The sequence below is a fragment of the Streptomyces sp. NPDC059002 genome, from assembly GCF_042740435.1.
GTDB lineage: Bacteria > Actinomycetota > Actinomycetes > Streptomycetales > Streptomycetaceae > Streptomyces.
Genome location: NZ_JBHYJI010000029.1, coordinates 34288 through 46832 on the forward strand (window position 1 = coordinate 34288; position 12545 = coordinate 46832).

At 71.2% G+C, this 12545-nt stretch carries 12 protein-coding genes; 7 read left to right on the plus strand and 5 right to left on the minus strand.

Annotated features, from left to right (window positions below; genetic code table 11):
* Positions 1 to 176: 176 nt before the first annotated feature.
* Positions 177 to 2309: an MMPL family transporter gene (locus tag ACFWZ2_RS24790; RefSeq protein WP_384549196.1), complete on the minus strand. Its 2133-nt coding sequence runs from the start codon at positions 2307 to 2309 to the stop codon at positions 177 to 179.
* A 135-nt stretch (positions 2310 to 2444) separates the two neighbouring features.
* On the opposite strand from ACFWZ2_RS24790, the gene rpe reads away from it, so the two are divergent.
* From rpe to ACFWZ2_RS24815, 5 genes are all read left to right on the plus strand, one after another.
* Positions 2445 to 3131, plus strand: a complete 687-nt coding sequence (rpe, locus tag ACFWZ2_RS24795; RefSeq protein ID WP_384549113.1) for a ribulose-phosphate 3-epimerase — start codon at positions 2445 to 2447, stop codon at positions 3129 to 3131.
* Positions 3132 to 3209: 78 nt separating this feature from the next.
* Entirely contained in the window at positions 3210 to 4262 is a 1053-nt protein-coding gene (locus ACFWZ2_RS24800) for a sugar-binding transcriptional regulator (RefSeq protein ID WP_384549115.1), read from the plus strand.
* A 174-nt stretch (positions 4263 to 4436) separates the two neighbouring features.
* The gene (locus tag ACFWZ2_RS24805) at positions 4437 to 4859 is read left to right on the plus strand and encodes a ribonuclease domain-containing protein (protein ID WP_384549117.1); all 423 of its coding nucleotides are present in this window, start codon (positions 4437 to 4439) and stop codon (positions 4857 to 4859) included.
* Positions 4856 to 5245 (plus strand): barstar family protein, encoded by a 390-nt coding sequence (locus ACFWZ2_RS24810; protein ID WP_384549119.1) that lies wholly within the window; start codon positions 4856 to 4858, stop codon positions 5243 to 5245. Before ACFWZ2_RS24805 ends, ACFWZ2_RS24810 begins: the two co-directional genes overlap by 4 nt.
* Before the next feature lie 174 nt (positions 5246 to 5419).
* On the plus strand, positions 5420 to 6862 hold the full coding sequence (locus ACFWZ2_RS24815) for a GuaB1 family IMP dehydrogenase-related protein (protein WP_384549121.1): 1443 nt from the start codon (positions 5420 to 5422) through the stop codon (positions 6860 to 6862).
* A 51-nt stretch (positions 6863 to 6913) separates the two neighbouring features.
* Here ACFWZ2_RS24815 and ACFWZ2_RS24820 read toward each other — a convergent pair whose 3' ends face one another.
* On the minus strand, positions 6914 to 7723 hold the full coding sequence (locus ACFWZ2_RS24820; RefSeq protein ID WP_384549123.1) for an SDR family NAD(P)-dependent oxidoreductase: 810 nt from the start codon (positions 7721 to 7723) through the stop codon (positions 6914 to 6916).
* A complete protein-coding gene (locus tag ACFWZ2_RS24825; protein ID WP_384549125.1) occupies positions 7720 to 8835 on the minus strand; it encodes an LLM class flavin-dependent oxidoreductase in 1116 nt (371 codons plus the stop codon). The genes ACFWZ2_RS24820 and ACFWZ2_RS24825 overlap by 4 nt, the downstream gene beginning before the upstream one ends.
* Positions 8836 to 9144: 309 nt before the next feature.
* On the opposite strand from ACFWZ2_RS24825, the gene ACFWZ2_RS24830 reads away from it, so the two are divergent.
* Together ACFWZ2_RS24830 and ACFWZ2_RS24835 are read left to right on the plus strand one after the other, a co-directional pair.
* The gene (locus tag ACFWZ2_RS24830; RefSeq protein ID WP_384549127.1) at positions 9145 to 10608 is read left to right on the plus strand and encodes an amino acid permease; all 1464 of its coding nucleotides are present in this window, start codon (positions 9145 to 9147) and stop codon (positions 10606 to 10608) included.
* A 10-nt stretch (positions 10609 to 10618) separates the two neighbouring features.
* Positions 10619 to 11074, plus strand: coding sequence for an Lrp/AsnC family transcriptional regulator (locus tag ACFWZ2_RS24835; protein WP_055564807.1), 456 nt, complete (start codon positions 10619 to 10621; stop codon positions 11072 to 11074).
* Between the two features lie 17 nt (positions 11075 to 11091).
* Here ACFWZ2_RS24835 and ACFWZ2_RS24840 read toward each other — a convergent pair whose 3' ends face one another.
* Both ACFWZ2_RS24840 and ACFWZ2_RS24845 read right to left on the minus strand, forming a co-directional pair.
* Entirely contained in the window at positions 11092 to 11670 is a 579-nt protein-coding gene (locus ACFWZ2_RS24840; RefSeq protein ID WP_384549130.1) for a Repetin, read from the minus strand.
* Positions 11671 to 11868: 198 nt separating this feature from the next.
* On the minus strand, positions 11869 to 12513 hold the full coding sequence (locus ACFWZ2_RS24845; protein WP_384549131.1) for a Repetin: 645 nt from the start codon (positions 12511 to 12513) through the stop codon (positions 11869 to 11871).
* Positions 12514 to 12545: the final 32 nt, after the last annotated feature.

Sequence of the window (12545 nt, forward strand, 5' to 3'; positions counted from 1 at the left end):
CTGACGCGATGAGCCTGAAGTCCAGTGCGGGGCACGCACATTGACGCCCCGTCACCGATCCGGCTCGGCTGAACCGGGGGCCACCTCGCGGGGGTATCCAGTGTGGCCCGTCGCCGGGCGTGATCGCCACAGTGTCCTGCGGCCCCGTGCCACGCCGGGGCCTTCCCCTCGCGGGCCTACACCGGTTCCGTACGCTCCGGTTCGGCGCGCCGGGACAGCGCGTGCGGCCACCACACCTTCGGGCCCACGTCCAGGAACAACGACGTGACCAGGACGGACCGTACGACGAAGGTGTCGAGGAGCACGCCGAGCGCGACCGCGAAGCCGATCTCGGCGAACGCCACCATCGGGAGCGTGCCGAGCGCCGCGAACGTGCCCGCGAGGACCAGACCGGCCGAGGTGATCACCGCGCCGGTCGCGGCGAGACCGGTCCGGACGCCCGCACGGGTGCCCTGGCGGGCCGCCTCCTCACGGACGCGGGTCGACAGGAAGATGTTGTAGTCGATGCCGAGCGCCACCAGGAACACGAAGACGAAGAGCGGGAAGTCGGTGGATTCGCCCGCGTAGTCGAAGAGATGGCGGAAGGCGAGCGCGCTCAGGCCGAGGGCGGTGGCGAACGACAGGGCCACCGTCGCGATCAGGAGCAGCGGGGCGACCACCGCGCGCAGCAGGACGGCGAGGGTCAGCAGGACCACGACCAGGACCAGCGGGATGACCAGCTTGTTGTCGTGGGCCGTGGCGTGGTCCATGTCGAGCAGCGCCGCGGTGCCGCCGCCCACCTTCGCGTCCGCGTCGGGGACGGCGTGCACGGCGTCGCGCACCCGCTCCACGGTCCGCTTGGCGGCCGGGCTGTCGGCCGGGTCGGCGGGCGTCGCCTCGATGAGGACCATGCCGTCGTGCTCGTCCTTCGTGCCCGGCGGCCGGGCGACGCTGTCGGGCACCACGCCCCGGGTGCCCCGGACGGCCCGGGCGACCGCGTCGTGCCGCGCCTTGTCCGCAACGATCACCAGCGGGTCGCCGGAACCCGCAGGGAAGTACTTCGCCTGCACCTCCTGGCCGGTGATCGAGTCCGGCTTGTCGGTGAAGGCGTCGGCGTTGCTGAGCCCCTCGGCCCGCAGCTGGAACAGGCCGAGCGAGAGCAGGGCGAGGACCGCCGCGGTGACGCCCCACACGAGGCGCGGGCGGCGGGCGATGCGCCGGCCCGTGCGGGCCCACACGCCGCGCTCGGTCGGCTCGGGGGAGCCGAGGTGCGGGATGAGCGGCCAGAAGAACCACCGGCCGAAGATCACCAGGAGGGCGGGGAAGAGCGACAGCATCGCGAGCAGCCCGACGGCGACGCCGATCGCGGCGACCGGACCGAGGCCCCGGGTGGAGTTCATCTCGGCGGCCAGGAGCACGAGCATGCTCAGGACGACCGTCGCGCCCGACGCGAGCACCGCGGGCCCCGCCCGGTGCAGGGCGAGGGCCATCGCCTCGTGTCGGTCCTCGTGGCGGCGCAGCTCTTCGCGATAGCGAGCGACCAGGAGCAGGGCATAGTCCGTCCCCGCGCCGAAGACGAGCACCGTGAGGATGCCCGCGCTCTGGCCGTTGACGGTGAGGTCGGCGTGCGTGGCGAGCAGATAGATGAGGGCCTGCGCCGTGAACAGCGCGGTGATCACGGCGACCAGCGGGGCGAGCAGCAGGGTGGGGCTGCGGTAGGTGAACAGCAGGATCACCACGACGATGCCCGCCGCCGAGAACAGCAGCGTCGAGTCGATGCCCTCGAATGCCTCGGCGGAGTCCGCGGCCGTCCCGCCGGGGCCGGTGATGTGCACGCTCAGTCCGTCACCGCCGTCGCCCACCCGCGCCCTGATGGAGTCGACGGCGGGCCCGATCCGCTCCCAGCCCTCCGCGTCCATCGTGATCGGCACGAAGACCTGGGCGGCCCGCGCGCCCGCCTTCTTGTCGTACACGGGACCGCGGGTCTGCGCGCCGCGGATCCCGTGGTCGCGCAGCTGCTTGGCCTGGCGTACGTCGTCGGAGATCTGGGCGCGGTCCCGTGCGGTGAGGCCGCCTTCGCGGGCGTACACGACGACGGCCGGGATCGTCTCCGGCCTGAACCCGTCCGCGAGATCGAGGACTTGGGTGGATTCGGCGGAGCCGGGCAGCCATGACTCGGCGTCGTTCTCCTGGGCGTCGGTGAGCTTCTGGGCGAGCGGCGCCGCGACCACGATCACCACCAGCCAGAACAGCACTACCAGCCACTTGGAGCGGCGCCCGCACACCAGCCACGCGATTCCGCGCCGGCTCTCCCGCTGTACGTCCCCCATGGCTTCCCCCCGCCTGCCGTGCGCGGTGCCGTTCGGACCGACCAGCATGACACGCGGTGTGCGGCCGCGGGAGCCGCTGTGCCCATGGCTTGGACTGCGGTCAGCAACCGGCGCCAGGCATGGCAGGCTTGGGGCATGGCCGTGCAGATCAACCCCAGCATCCTGTCCGCGGACTTCGCCCATCTTGCCGAGGAGGCAAAGGCCGTCGAAGGCGCCGACTGGCTCCATGTCGACGTGATGGACAACCACTTCGTCCCGAACCTCACCCTCGGGGTGCCGGTCGTAGAGTCGCTGGCGCGCGCGACGGACACGCCGCTGGACTGCCATCTGATGATCGAGGACCCCGATCGCTGGGCACCGCAGTACGTCGAAGCGGGCGCGGGATCGGTCACCTTCCACGCGGAGGCCGCGGCCGCACCCGTCCGCCTCGCGCGCGAGATCCGCGCCAAGGGCGCCCGCGCCTCCATGGCGCTGAAGCCGGCGACGCCCATCGAGCCGTACGAGGACCTGCTCCCCGAGCTCGACATGCTGCTGATCATGACGGTCGAGCCGGGCTTCGGCGGCCAGGCCTTCCTGGACATCATGCTGCCCAAGATCCGCCGCACCCGGGAGCTGATCGGCAAGCACGGCCTCGAACTCTGGCTGCAGGTCGACGGCGGTGTCTCGGCCTCCACCATCGAGCGCTGCGCCGAGGCGGGCGCCGATGTCTTCGTCGCGGGCTCCGCCGTCTACGGCGCCGAGGATCCCGCGGAGGCGGTACGTTCATTGCGCAGCCAAGCCGAGGCAAAGACGGCGTCAAGCGCCTGGGCATGCGGCCACTGAGCCAAGGGAACGTGAACGCAGTCCTTCAGGGCTGATCAACTAGGCCGGATCTGCAAGGATGAACGGCGAACCCAGTTTGTGAACAGCAGTGAGGAGAGCGCCGTGTCGGCCATGTCGGCGGGTCGGTCAGCCATGCGGATGGGACCCGCGGAGCTGGTGCAGGCGGCGGCCATGGCCCGCCGCTTCTACCTCGAGGGCAAGTCCAAGATCCAGATCGCCGAGGAGTTCGGCGTCAGCCGCTTCAAGGTGGCCCGGGTCCTGGAGACCGCCCTCGAGCGGGATCTCGTACGCATCGAGATCCGGGTCCCTGCGGAGCTGGACGCCGAGCGTTCGGACGCGCTGCGCGCCCGCTACGGCCTGCGGCACGCGGTCGTCGTGGAGTCGCCCGCGCCCACCGACGAGATCGACGAGTCGCCCGACCCGGAGAACCTCGGCGAGGTCGCGGCCGGACTGCTCGGCGAACTCGTGAACGAGGGCGATGTGCTCGGCCTCGCCTGGGGGCGCTCCACGATCCACATGGCGGCGGCGCTCGACGCGCTGCCGCCGTGCACCGTCGTGCAGCTGACCGGCGTGTACGACGCGGGCACCGCGGAGCGCGGCTCCGTCGAGGCCGTGCGGCGTGCCGCGCAGGTCTCCGGCGGCGAGGCGCACCCCATCTACGCGCCGATGCTGCTGCCCGACCCCGCGACGGCGGCGGCGCTGCGCAACCAGACCGGGATCGCGCGGGCCTTCGAGTACTTCGACAAGGTCACCGTCGCCGCGGTGTCCATCGGCTCCTGGGAGCCGGGCATCTCCACGGTCCACGACATGCTCAGCGACGAGGAGCGTGCGCATTACGCCTCGCTGGGAGTGGCCGCCGAGATGTCCGCGCATCTCTTCGACGCCGAGGGGCGTCGGGTGGGGCGGGATCTCGGGGAGCGGTGCATCACCGTCGAGGCGGATCGGCTTCGGCGGATTCCTGAGGTGGTCGCCATCGCCGGTGGGCAGCGGAAGGCTGCCGCGATTGACGCGGTGCTGCGGTCCGGCCTTGTCACCAGTCTGGTGACGGACACTGCTGCGGCTGATCAGCTTCTTGTGGCTGGGCCTGCGCCTCGGCCCGCGCTCAATCGGGCGGACCCGGACGGGAACTGAGTCCCCGCGGGGCGGTGGATGAGTCCCTGCGGGTGCGTGGGGGCTTGTCGCGCCCACGCGGCGGAGCCGCAAATCGACACAGCCCCGCGCCCCTGACGGGGCTTCCCCCCCGCACCCCCTACGGGGCCTGGGATCCGCGTGCCCGCTTCAGGGTGGTGTGGCAGCATCTTTCACATGATCGCCCGGTTCTTCCCCCGTGCCCTGGGGGCGCTGCTGTTCTGCTTCGCCGTTCTGGTGACCGGGTGTTCCTCGGGCGGCGAGGGAGGTTCGTCCGCTTCGGCCTCTGCCTCTGCCTCCGTGCCCGGCTGGGCCCGTGGCATGGCGACCGTGGAGGCCGGGCGGCTGCCTGCTGAGGCGCGGCAGACTCTGCGGCGCATCGATGACGGGGGGCCGTATCCGTACGCCAAGGACGGCAGCGTCTTCAGCAACTTCGAGCGGGAGCTGCCGCAGCGCAAGCGCGGGTACTACCACGAGTACACCGTTCGTACGCCGGGTGAGCGCGACCGCGGGGCCCGGCGGATCGTCACCGGGAGCGGTGACGAGGTCTACTACACCGATGACCACTACGCGTCCTTCAAGGCGGTGCTGAGGCCATGACCGAGCAGACGCCCGATCCGCTCGCGCCCGTGCTCGACGCGGCGCGGGGCGCGGGCTGGACCACCGCGGCGCTGTCCCTGGCGGGGGTGCGGGACAAGGCCGCCTTCATGGAGCGGTGTGCCCGCGGGCTCGGGCTTCCCGAGTGGTTCGGGCACAACTGGGACGCCCTCGCCGACTGCCTCACCGATCTGTCGTGGGCGCCCCGCGCGCGGGGGCGGCTGCTGGTCGTCTCCGGGTGGCAGGAGTACGCGCGGGCCGAGCCGGGGGAGTGGGAGATCGCGCAGGAGGTGTTCTCCTCGGCGGTCGAGCACTGGCGGGGCGCGGAGACCGGTCTGGAGATCGTCCTCGCGCTCGGGCCCGCCGCCACGGACAGTCGTGGCGGGTGAACCGACGGTGGCCCCCGGGGCCCCTGCTTGGACGATCCGACCAGCGGGTCCGTGACCTGCCTGGGTGATCGTCCCAGGCGGCGCAACCCTCGCGGCATGGGACACTGAAGTACGTGCTTTTCCCTCGGGCTAACTGTCCGGGGGCCACCTCTGATCGACTGGGATGAGCAGCACGTGCGCTTCCTCAATGACATCCAGCCTGCGTACGACCTGACGTACGACGACGTCTTCATGGTCCCGAGGCGCTCCGCCGTCGGTTCCCGCCAGGGCGTGGACCTCTCCTCGCCCGACGGCACCGGCACCACGATCCCGCTGGTCGTCGCCAACATGACCGCGATCGCGGGCCGCCGCATGGCCGAGACCGTGGCCCGCCGCGGCGGCATCGTGGTCATCCCCCAGGACATCCCGATCGAGGTCGTCACCGAGGTCATCTCCTGGGTCAAGACGCGCCACCACGTGCTCGACACCCCGATCGTGCTCGCCCCCACGCAGACCGTCGCCGACGCGCTGGCCCTGCTGCCCAAGCGCGCGCACAACGCCGGTGTGGTCGTCGACGCCGACCAGAAGCCGATCGGTGTCGTCACGGACGCCGACCTGAGCGGTGTCGACCGCTTCACGCAGCTCTCCGAGGTCATGTCCAAGGACCTGCTGCTCCTGGACGCCGACATCGAGCCGCGCGACGCCTTCAACAAGCTGGACGGCGCCAACCGCCGCTACGCCCCCGCCGTGGACAAGGACGGCCGCCTCGCCGGCATCCTCACCCGCACGGGTGCCCTGCGCGCGACCCTGTACACCCCGGCCGTGGACGCCAAGGGCGGCCTGCGCATCGCCGCCGCCGTCGGCATCAACGGCGACGTGGCGGGCAAGGCCAAGCAGCTCCTCGACGCGGGTGCGGACACGATCGTCGTGGACACCGCGCACGGCCACCAGGAGTCGATGATCTCGGCGATCAAGGCCGTCCGCGGTCTCGACCCGCAGGTGCCGATCGTCGCGGGCAACATCGTCGCCGCCGAGGGCGTGCGCGACCTGATCGAGGCCGGTGCCGACATCATCAAGGTCGGCGTCGGACCCGGCGCCATGTGCACCACCCGCATGATGACCGGCGTCGGCAGGCCGCAGTTCTCCGCGGTCCTCGAATGTGCCGCCGAGGCCAAGAAGTTCGGCAAGCACGTCTGGGCCGACGGCGGTGTCCGTCACCCGCGCGACGTCGCCATGGCGCTGGCCGCCGGTGCGTCGAACGTGATGATCGGCTCGTGGTTCGCCGGGACGTACGAGTCCCCGGGCGACCTCCAGCAGGACGCCAACGGCCGCCTCTACAAGGAGTCGTTCGGCATGGCGTCCGCCCGCGCGGTGAAGAACCGCACGAGCGACGAGTCGGCCTACGACCGTGCCCGCAAGGCGCTCTTCGAGGAGGGCATCTCGACCTCCCGCATGTTCCTCGACCCGGCCCGTCCCGGCGTCGAGGACCTGATCGACTCGATCATCGCGGGCGTCCGCTCCTCCTGCACGTACGCCGGTGCAGGCTCCCTCGAAGAGTTCGCCGAGAAGGCGACGGTCGGCATCCAGAGCGCGGCGGGCTACGCCGAGGGCAAGCCGCTGCACGCCAGCTGGAGCTAGGCGCTCCGCCGGGTCTCGGCGGTCCTTCTTCTGCGGGGCCGCCGCCGTCCCTCACCGCGGGTCGCCCGGTGTCGGGTAGGGAAACTTCACGCCGACCCCGCCGTCCACGACGAGCGTCTGCCCGGTGACGTACGACGAGAGTGGCGAGGCGAGGAAGAGGAGCGCCGAGGCGATGTCCGAGGTCTCGGCGACGCGGGCCAGCGGCGCGTTGCGGGCGTTGCGTTCGCGGCCCTCTTCGCCGAGCAGGGCCGCCACCCGTGGGGTCCGGACGACGCCGGGTGCGACCGCGTTGACCCGGACGCCGCGCGGGCCGTACTCCACCGCCGCCGAGCGGACCAGGGAGACCAGGCCCGCCTTGGCCGCGCCGTATGCCGCGTGCAGCGGGGCCGCCGTCAGGCCCGACACCGACGCGACGAACACCATCGGGCCGCCGCCCGCGTCGGCGAGTGCCTCGGCGCCGTACCGCACGGCGAGCACGGCGTGCCGCAGGACCATCGAGAAGTGCCAGTCCCACGCCTCGTCGTCCAGCTCGGCGAGGGGCGCGTAGCGGGCCATGCCGACGATGTCGACGACGCCGCCGAGCGGGCCCGACTCCCTTTGTGCGTACGCGAAGAGCTCACGCACCTCGGTACGCCGGGTCACGTCGGCCGGGTACGCGGTGCCGCCCGTCTCGGCGGCGACCGCCGCCGCGCGCCCCTCGTCGATGTCCACGCACAGCACCCGGGCGCCCGCCGCCGTGAGCGCGTGGGCGGTCTGGCGGCCGATGCCGTTGCCCGCGCCGAGCAGGACGAAGGTCCGGCCGTCCAGGCGGTGCAGGGCGGCGTAGTCGGGGACGGGGGAGTGGTCGAGGGGCTCGGTCACGCGGGGGTCCTCCTCGGCACGTACGACGCCAGTTCCGGGATGACTTCCTTGCCCAGGATCTCGATGGTCCGCAGGATCTCCCGGTGTTCCAGATAGCCCCACTGGACGTAGCAGATGAGCTGGTCGACGCCGAGGTCGGCATAGCGCTTGGCCTTGCGGACGATGGTCTCCGCGTCGCCGATGAGGATCATGTCGCCGTCGCTGAACTCCCGTACGGGGACGCTCCCTTCGATGATTGGTGTGAGATAGGGGAAGGTCCGCTCGCGCTCCTCGGGGGACAGGTGCGGCAGCTCCCAGTCGAGCGTGAACTGGGCGAGGTTGCGGTACCACCAGGCGACCGAGTCCCAGACGCGGGGCGAGGGGCGGTCCGTCGCATGGACGAGGGTGTACGCGCTGACGCGGTCGGTCGTGACGTCCGTGATGGGGGTCGGTGTGCGGGCGGCCTCGCGGTAGGCGGTCACCTGCCGTGCCATCGCGTCGAGGGGCTGCATGATCGAGAACGAGAGCAGCCCGAGGCCCGTCGCGCCCGCCACCTCCGCCGAGCCCGGTGAGGTGGCCGCCATCCAGCACGGCGGGTGGGGATCCTGGACCGGCTTCGGGGTGACCATCCGGCGCGGGAACGTGAAGCGTTCCGACTCGTACGCGAAGTACTCCTCGCGCCACATGCCGGTGACGATCCGGATCGCCTCGCGCCAGTCGGCCCGCGACTGCTCCTTGTCGACGCCGAAGGCCGTCTGTTCCATGGGGGTCGACCGCCCGGTGCCCCATTCGACCCGGCCGTCGGAGAGCACGTCCACGGCCGCGACCTTCTCCGCGATGCGCTGGGGCGGGGTGAAGCCGAAGGGGGTGAGCGTGACGCCGAAGCCGAGGCGGATGCGTTCGGTCAGGGCCGCGAGATGGCCGAGCAGGACCTCCGGCGCCGGGCAGTGCGAGCGGCCCTCGCGGAAGTGGTGCTCGACTGCCCACACGGTGCGGAAGCCGACCCGGTCCGCCAGGCGGATCTGCTCGACGGCCTCGCGGTAGGCGCGCTGCTCGGCGGTGCGCTGACCGTGCGGGTGGGGCGCGTTCCAGGGTTTCGGTACGTCGATCTCGTACAGGACGTCGAGGTCCATGCGGTGCCTCCGTCTCCACCGGGAGGCGTGCACGATGCGGCAGATCTGACGAAGTGTCAACCATGCGCGAAGGGCCGTGGAACGCAACGGACGAAACGGACCGCGCAACGAAGGCACGTATATGACGGAAGTGCGCAATGATCATCCGGGGTTGCGCAAGGTTGCTGCATTACGGTCGGGAAGGCGCTGACTCTAGAGTCATCCGCTGTACGTGGTGTGGCGGGGACTGCCTGCTCGGTGGTCCCCGTTGTCGCGGGCGACTGCCGCGGTCCTCGCCGCCCTGACCGGCAGCGATGAAGGAGCCAGCGCGTGCTCGACCAAGGCGCACCCCCGCAGAACCGCCCGAGTCCTCAGGGCGGCACCGGCCTCGGCAGCCGTCTCATGCGGCGCAAGCCGGTGGAACGCCTGGTCGCGGAGGGTGGCCACGGCGAGGGCGGCCAGCTGCGGCGCTCCCTCGGCATGTGGCAGCTGACCATGATCAGCATCGGCGCCACGCTAGGCACCGGCATCTTCGTCGTCCTCGGCGAGAGCGTCCCCAAGGCCGGGCCCGCCGTGACGATCTCCTTCGTGATCGCCGGACTCACCGCGCTCTTCTCGGCCCTCTCGTACGCCGAACTGGCCGGCTCCATACCGGTCGCCGGATCCTCGTACTCATACGCGTACGCAACGATGGGTGAACTCATCGCCTGGGTCTGCGGCTGGTGCCTGGTCCTGGAGTACGGCGTCTCCGTCGCGGCCGTCGCGGTCGGCTGGGGCGAGTACCTCAACGAACTCCTCGACGGGACCATCGGCGTCACCATCCCCGATGTGCTCTCCTCGGCGCCCGGCGAGGGCGGCGTGATCAACCTGCCGGGTCTGATCGTCGTGCTGCTCGCCATGGTGTTCCTGCTCGGCGGCGCCAAGGAGTCGGCGACGGCCAACACGATCATGGTCATCGTGAAGATCGCCGCGCTCGTGCTCTTCTGCACCATCGGCTTCATGGGCTTCAAGTCCGGCAACTACTCGGACTTCATGCCGCTCGGCACCGCCGGTGTCAGCGCCGCCGCGGCCAGCCTCTTCTTCTCGTACATCGGCTTCGACGCCGCCTCCACCGCCGGCGAGGAGGCCAAGAACCCGCAGCGCGACCTGCCCCGCGCGATCATGCTCTCGCTGGTCATCGTCACGGCGCTCTACGTCCTGGTCGCGGCCGTCGCGGTCGGCGCCTGGAACTGGAAGGACTTCGAGGGCTCCGAGGCCACGCTCGCCGCGATCATGAACGACGTCACCGGGCAGAGCATGTGGGGCACGATCCTCGCCGCCGGTGCCGTCATCTCCATCGCGTCCGTCGTCCTGACCGTCCTCTACGGCCAGACCCGCGTCCTGTTCGCGATGTCCCGCGACGGACTGGTCCCCAAGGCGTTCGGCAAGGTCAGCAAGAAGACCGGCACGCCCCGCGTGAACACCGTCATCGTCTCCCTGTTCTGCGCCGCGCTCGCCTCGGTCATCCCGCTCGGCAAGCTCGTCGACGCCACCAGCATCGGCACGCTCTTCGCCTTCGGACTGGTCAACATCGCCGTCATCGTGCTGCGCAGGACCCGCCCCGACATGCCGCGCACCTTCCGGGTGCCGCTCGGCTGGCTCTTCCCGGTCCTCGGCTTCGGCTTCTGCGCGTACAACATGTTCAGCCTCGACTCCATCACCTGGGTCGTGTTCGGTGTCTGGATGGCCGTCGGCCTCGTGTTCTACTTCCTGTACGGCATGCGCCGCTCCCGATTGGCCACAGCAGAGAAGTGATCCACCCCCCGTGCGACTGAACGATCTCGACGAACGCATCGTGCACGCCCTCGCCGAGGACGCCCGCCGCTCCTATGCCGACATCGGCCAGCTGGTCGGGCTCTCCGCGCCCGCCGTGAAACGGCGCGTGGACCGGCTGCGGGCCACCGGAGCGATCACGGGGTTCACGGTGCGGGTCGATCCCGCGGCCCTCGGGTGGGAGACCGAGGGGTTCATCGAGATCTACTGTCGCCGCAATACCTCGCCGGAGGCGATTCAGCGGGGGCTTGAGCGGTATCCGGAGATCGCGTCCGCGTCCACCGTGACCGGTGACGCGGACGCGATCGTCCAGGTCTTCGCCGCGGACATGCGGCATTTCGAGCGGGTCCTCGAGCGTATTGCGGGGGAGCCGTTCGTGGAGCGGACCAAGTCCGTGCTGGTGCTTTCGCCGCTCATGCGGCGATTCTCTTCGGGGTCCCCGGCCTAGTCCCTATGGGGCGCTCCTTATGAGCGGTCCTTCATCGGGAGTACGTGGAACGTGCCCGAGCCCGGCCTCGTCTTCTCGAACGGGGCCGCGCTCACGCACTTGGGCATGTCGTCCGGGAGTTCGCTGGGCAGGCCGACCATGGCCCAGCTGTAGCCGAAGCGGTCCTGCTTGCCCTGGTCGTGGATGGTCAGGCCGACGCGCTTGCCGACCGTGTTCTTGAGGTCGCCGTCCGCTCTGGTGATCACCGCGGAGACCGTGGCGACCTTTCCGCCGGTCATCAGGCAGTCCACCTTCGCCTCGCCGGCGCCGCCCCACTGGGGCTGCTCCATGTAGTGGCTGAACTTGATGGTGCCGTGGGCCTTGCCCGGGTCCTTCTCGTCCTTGGCGTCCAGATGGGCGTCGAAGGTGAACGTGATCTCGTCGCCCTTCGGCCGGTCGATCATCGCGGTGCCGGTCAGGGCGGCCGCCTCGCGTTCCTTGGACGGGTGGGGCCCGGAGCCGTCCCACCCCGACTCGGACGCCGTCGCGGAGCCCGCGGCACCCGCGGCGAGCAGGAGTGCGGCGCCCGTGGCGGCGAGGCGGTTCATGCGGTTCATGGGAGATCCTCCGTCTGCGGTGTCCGCGCCCGGTTCCTCCGGGCGGGATCAACACTCCCGTGAACCGGGGCCCCGCACATCGCGCGAGAGGCGGTGACCGCCTCCGCCGCGCGGCGGGGGCGCCGGTCCTGCGGCCCACCCGGGGGAGGAGCCGCCCGACCCCCGTCCGGGCGACTCCCGCTCAGGGGCGGTCCCGGGTCAGTCCGTCGGGTACGGGACCTGCCACGGCACCACCCGGAAGTCGCCGGTGCCCGCCCTGACCTTCTCGTGCGGTGCCGAGCTGGTGCACTTGGTCAGCTTCTTGGTGCCGTCGGGGGCGCCCGTCGCGGCCCAGCTGTAGCCGACGCGGTCCTGCTTGCCCTGGTCGTGGACGCTGAAGCCGACGCGGCCGCCCTTGATCTCCTTCACATTGGTCTCGGTGATGACCCCGGTCGCCGTGGCCACCTTGCCGCCGGTCATCAGGCAGTCGATGCGGCCCTTCGCCCAGCCGCCGTCGCCGCCCGGCCGGTCGAGGTGGACGAAGCGGAAGGTGCCGGTCGCCTTGGTCGGGTCGTTGTTGTTCTCCGCCGCGAGGTGGGCGTCGAAGGTGAACGTCACGTCCTCGGTGGTCTTGCGGTACAGCTTCGCCGAGCCGGTGAGGGCGGCGGCCTCGCGGGACTTCGCGTGCTCGCCGGTCGCGGCGCCCGTCGCGGCGGCGGCAGCGGACGCCGCCGCGCCCCGGAGGGGATGCGCCGCGTCGTCGCCGGACGCCACGGCCGCTCCCGCCGCACCGGCGGTCAGCAGGAGTGCGGCGCCCACGGCCAGGGCGCGGGTGTGGCTGCGGGTGATCGTCGTGCGGGTCATCGGAGGCCCTCCGTCTGCGAGGCGTTCGCCCG

Bases quoted from the DNA above. Each gene is read 5' to 3' on its own strand.
- ACFWZ2_RS24845 (WP_384549131.1), bottom strand. From the start codon at position 12,513: ATGACCCGCACGACGATCACCCGCAGCCACACCCGCGCCCTGGCCGTG.
- rpe (WP_384549113.1), top strand. From the start codon at position 2,445: ATGGCCGTGCAGATCAACCCCAGCATCCTGTCCGCGGACTTCGCCCAT.
- ACFWZ2_RS24840 (WP_384549130.1), bottom strand. From the start codon at position 11,670: ATGAACCGCATGAACCGCCTCGCCGCCACGGGCGCCGCACTCCTGCTC.
- ACFWZ2_RS24805 (WP_384549117.1), top strand. From the start codon at position 4,437: ATGATCGCCCGGTTCTTCCCCCGTGCCCTGGGGGCGCTGCTGTTCTGC.
- ACFWZ2_RS24810 (WP_384549119.1), top strand. From the start codon at position 4,856: ATGACCGAGCAGACGCCCGATCCGCTCGCGCCCGTGCTCGACGCGGCG.
- ACFWZ2_RS24790 (WP_384549196.1), bottom strand. From the start codon at position 2,309: ATGGGGGACGTACAGCGGGAGAGCCGGCGCGGAATCGCGTGGCTGGTG.
- ACFWZ2_RS24825 (WP_384549125.1), bottom strand. From the start codon at position 8,835: ATGGACCTCGACGTCCTGTACGAGATCGACGTACCGAAACCCTGGAAC.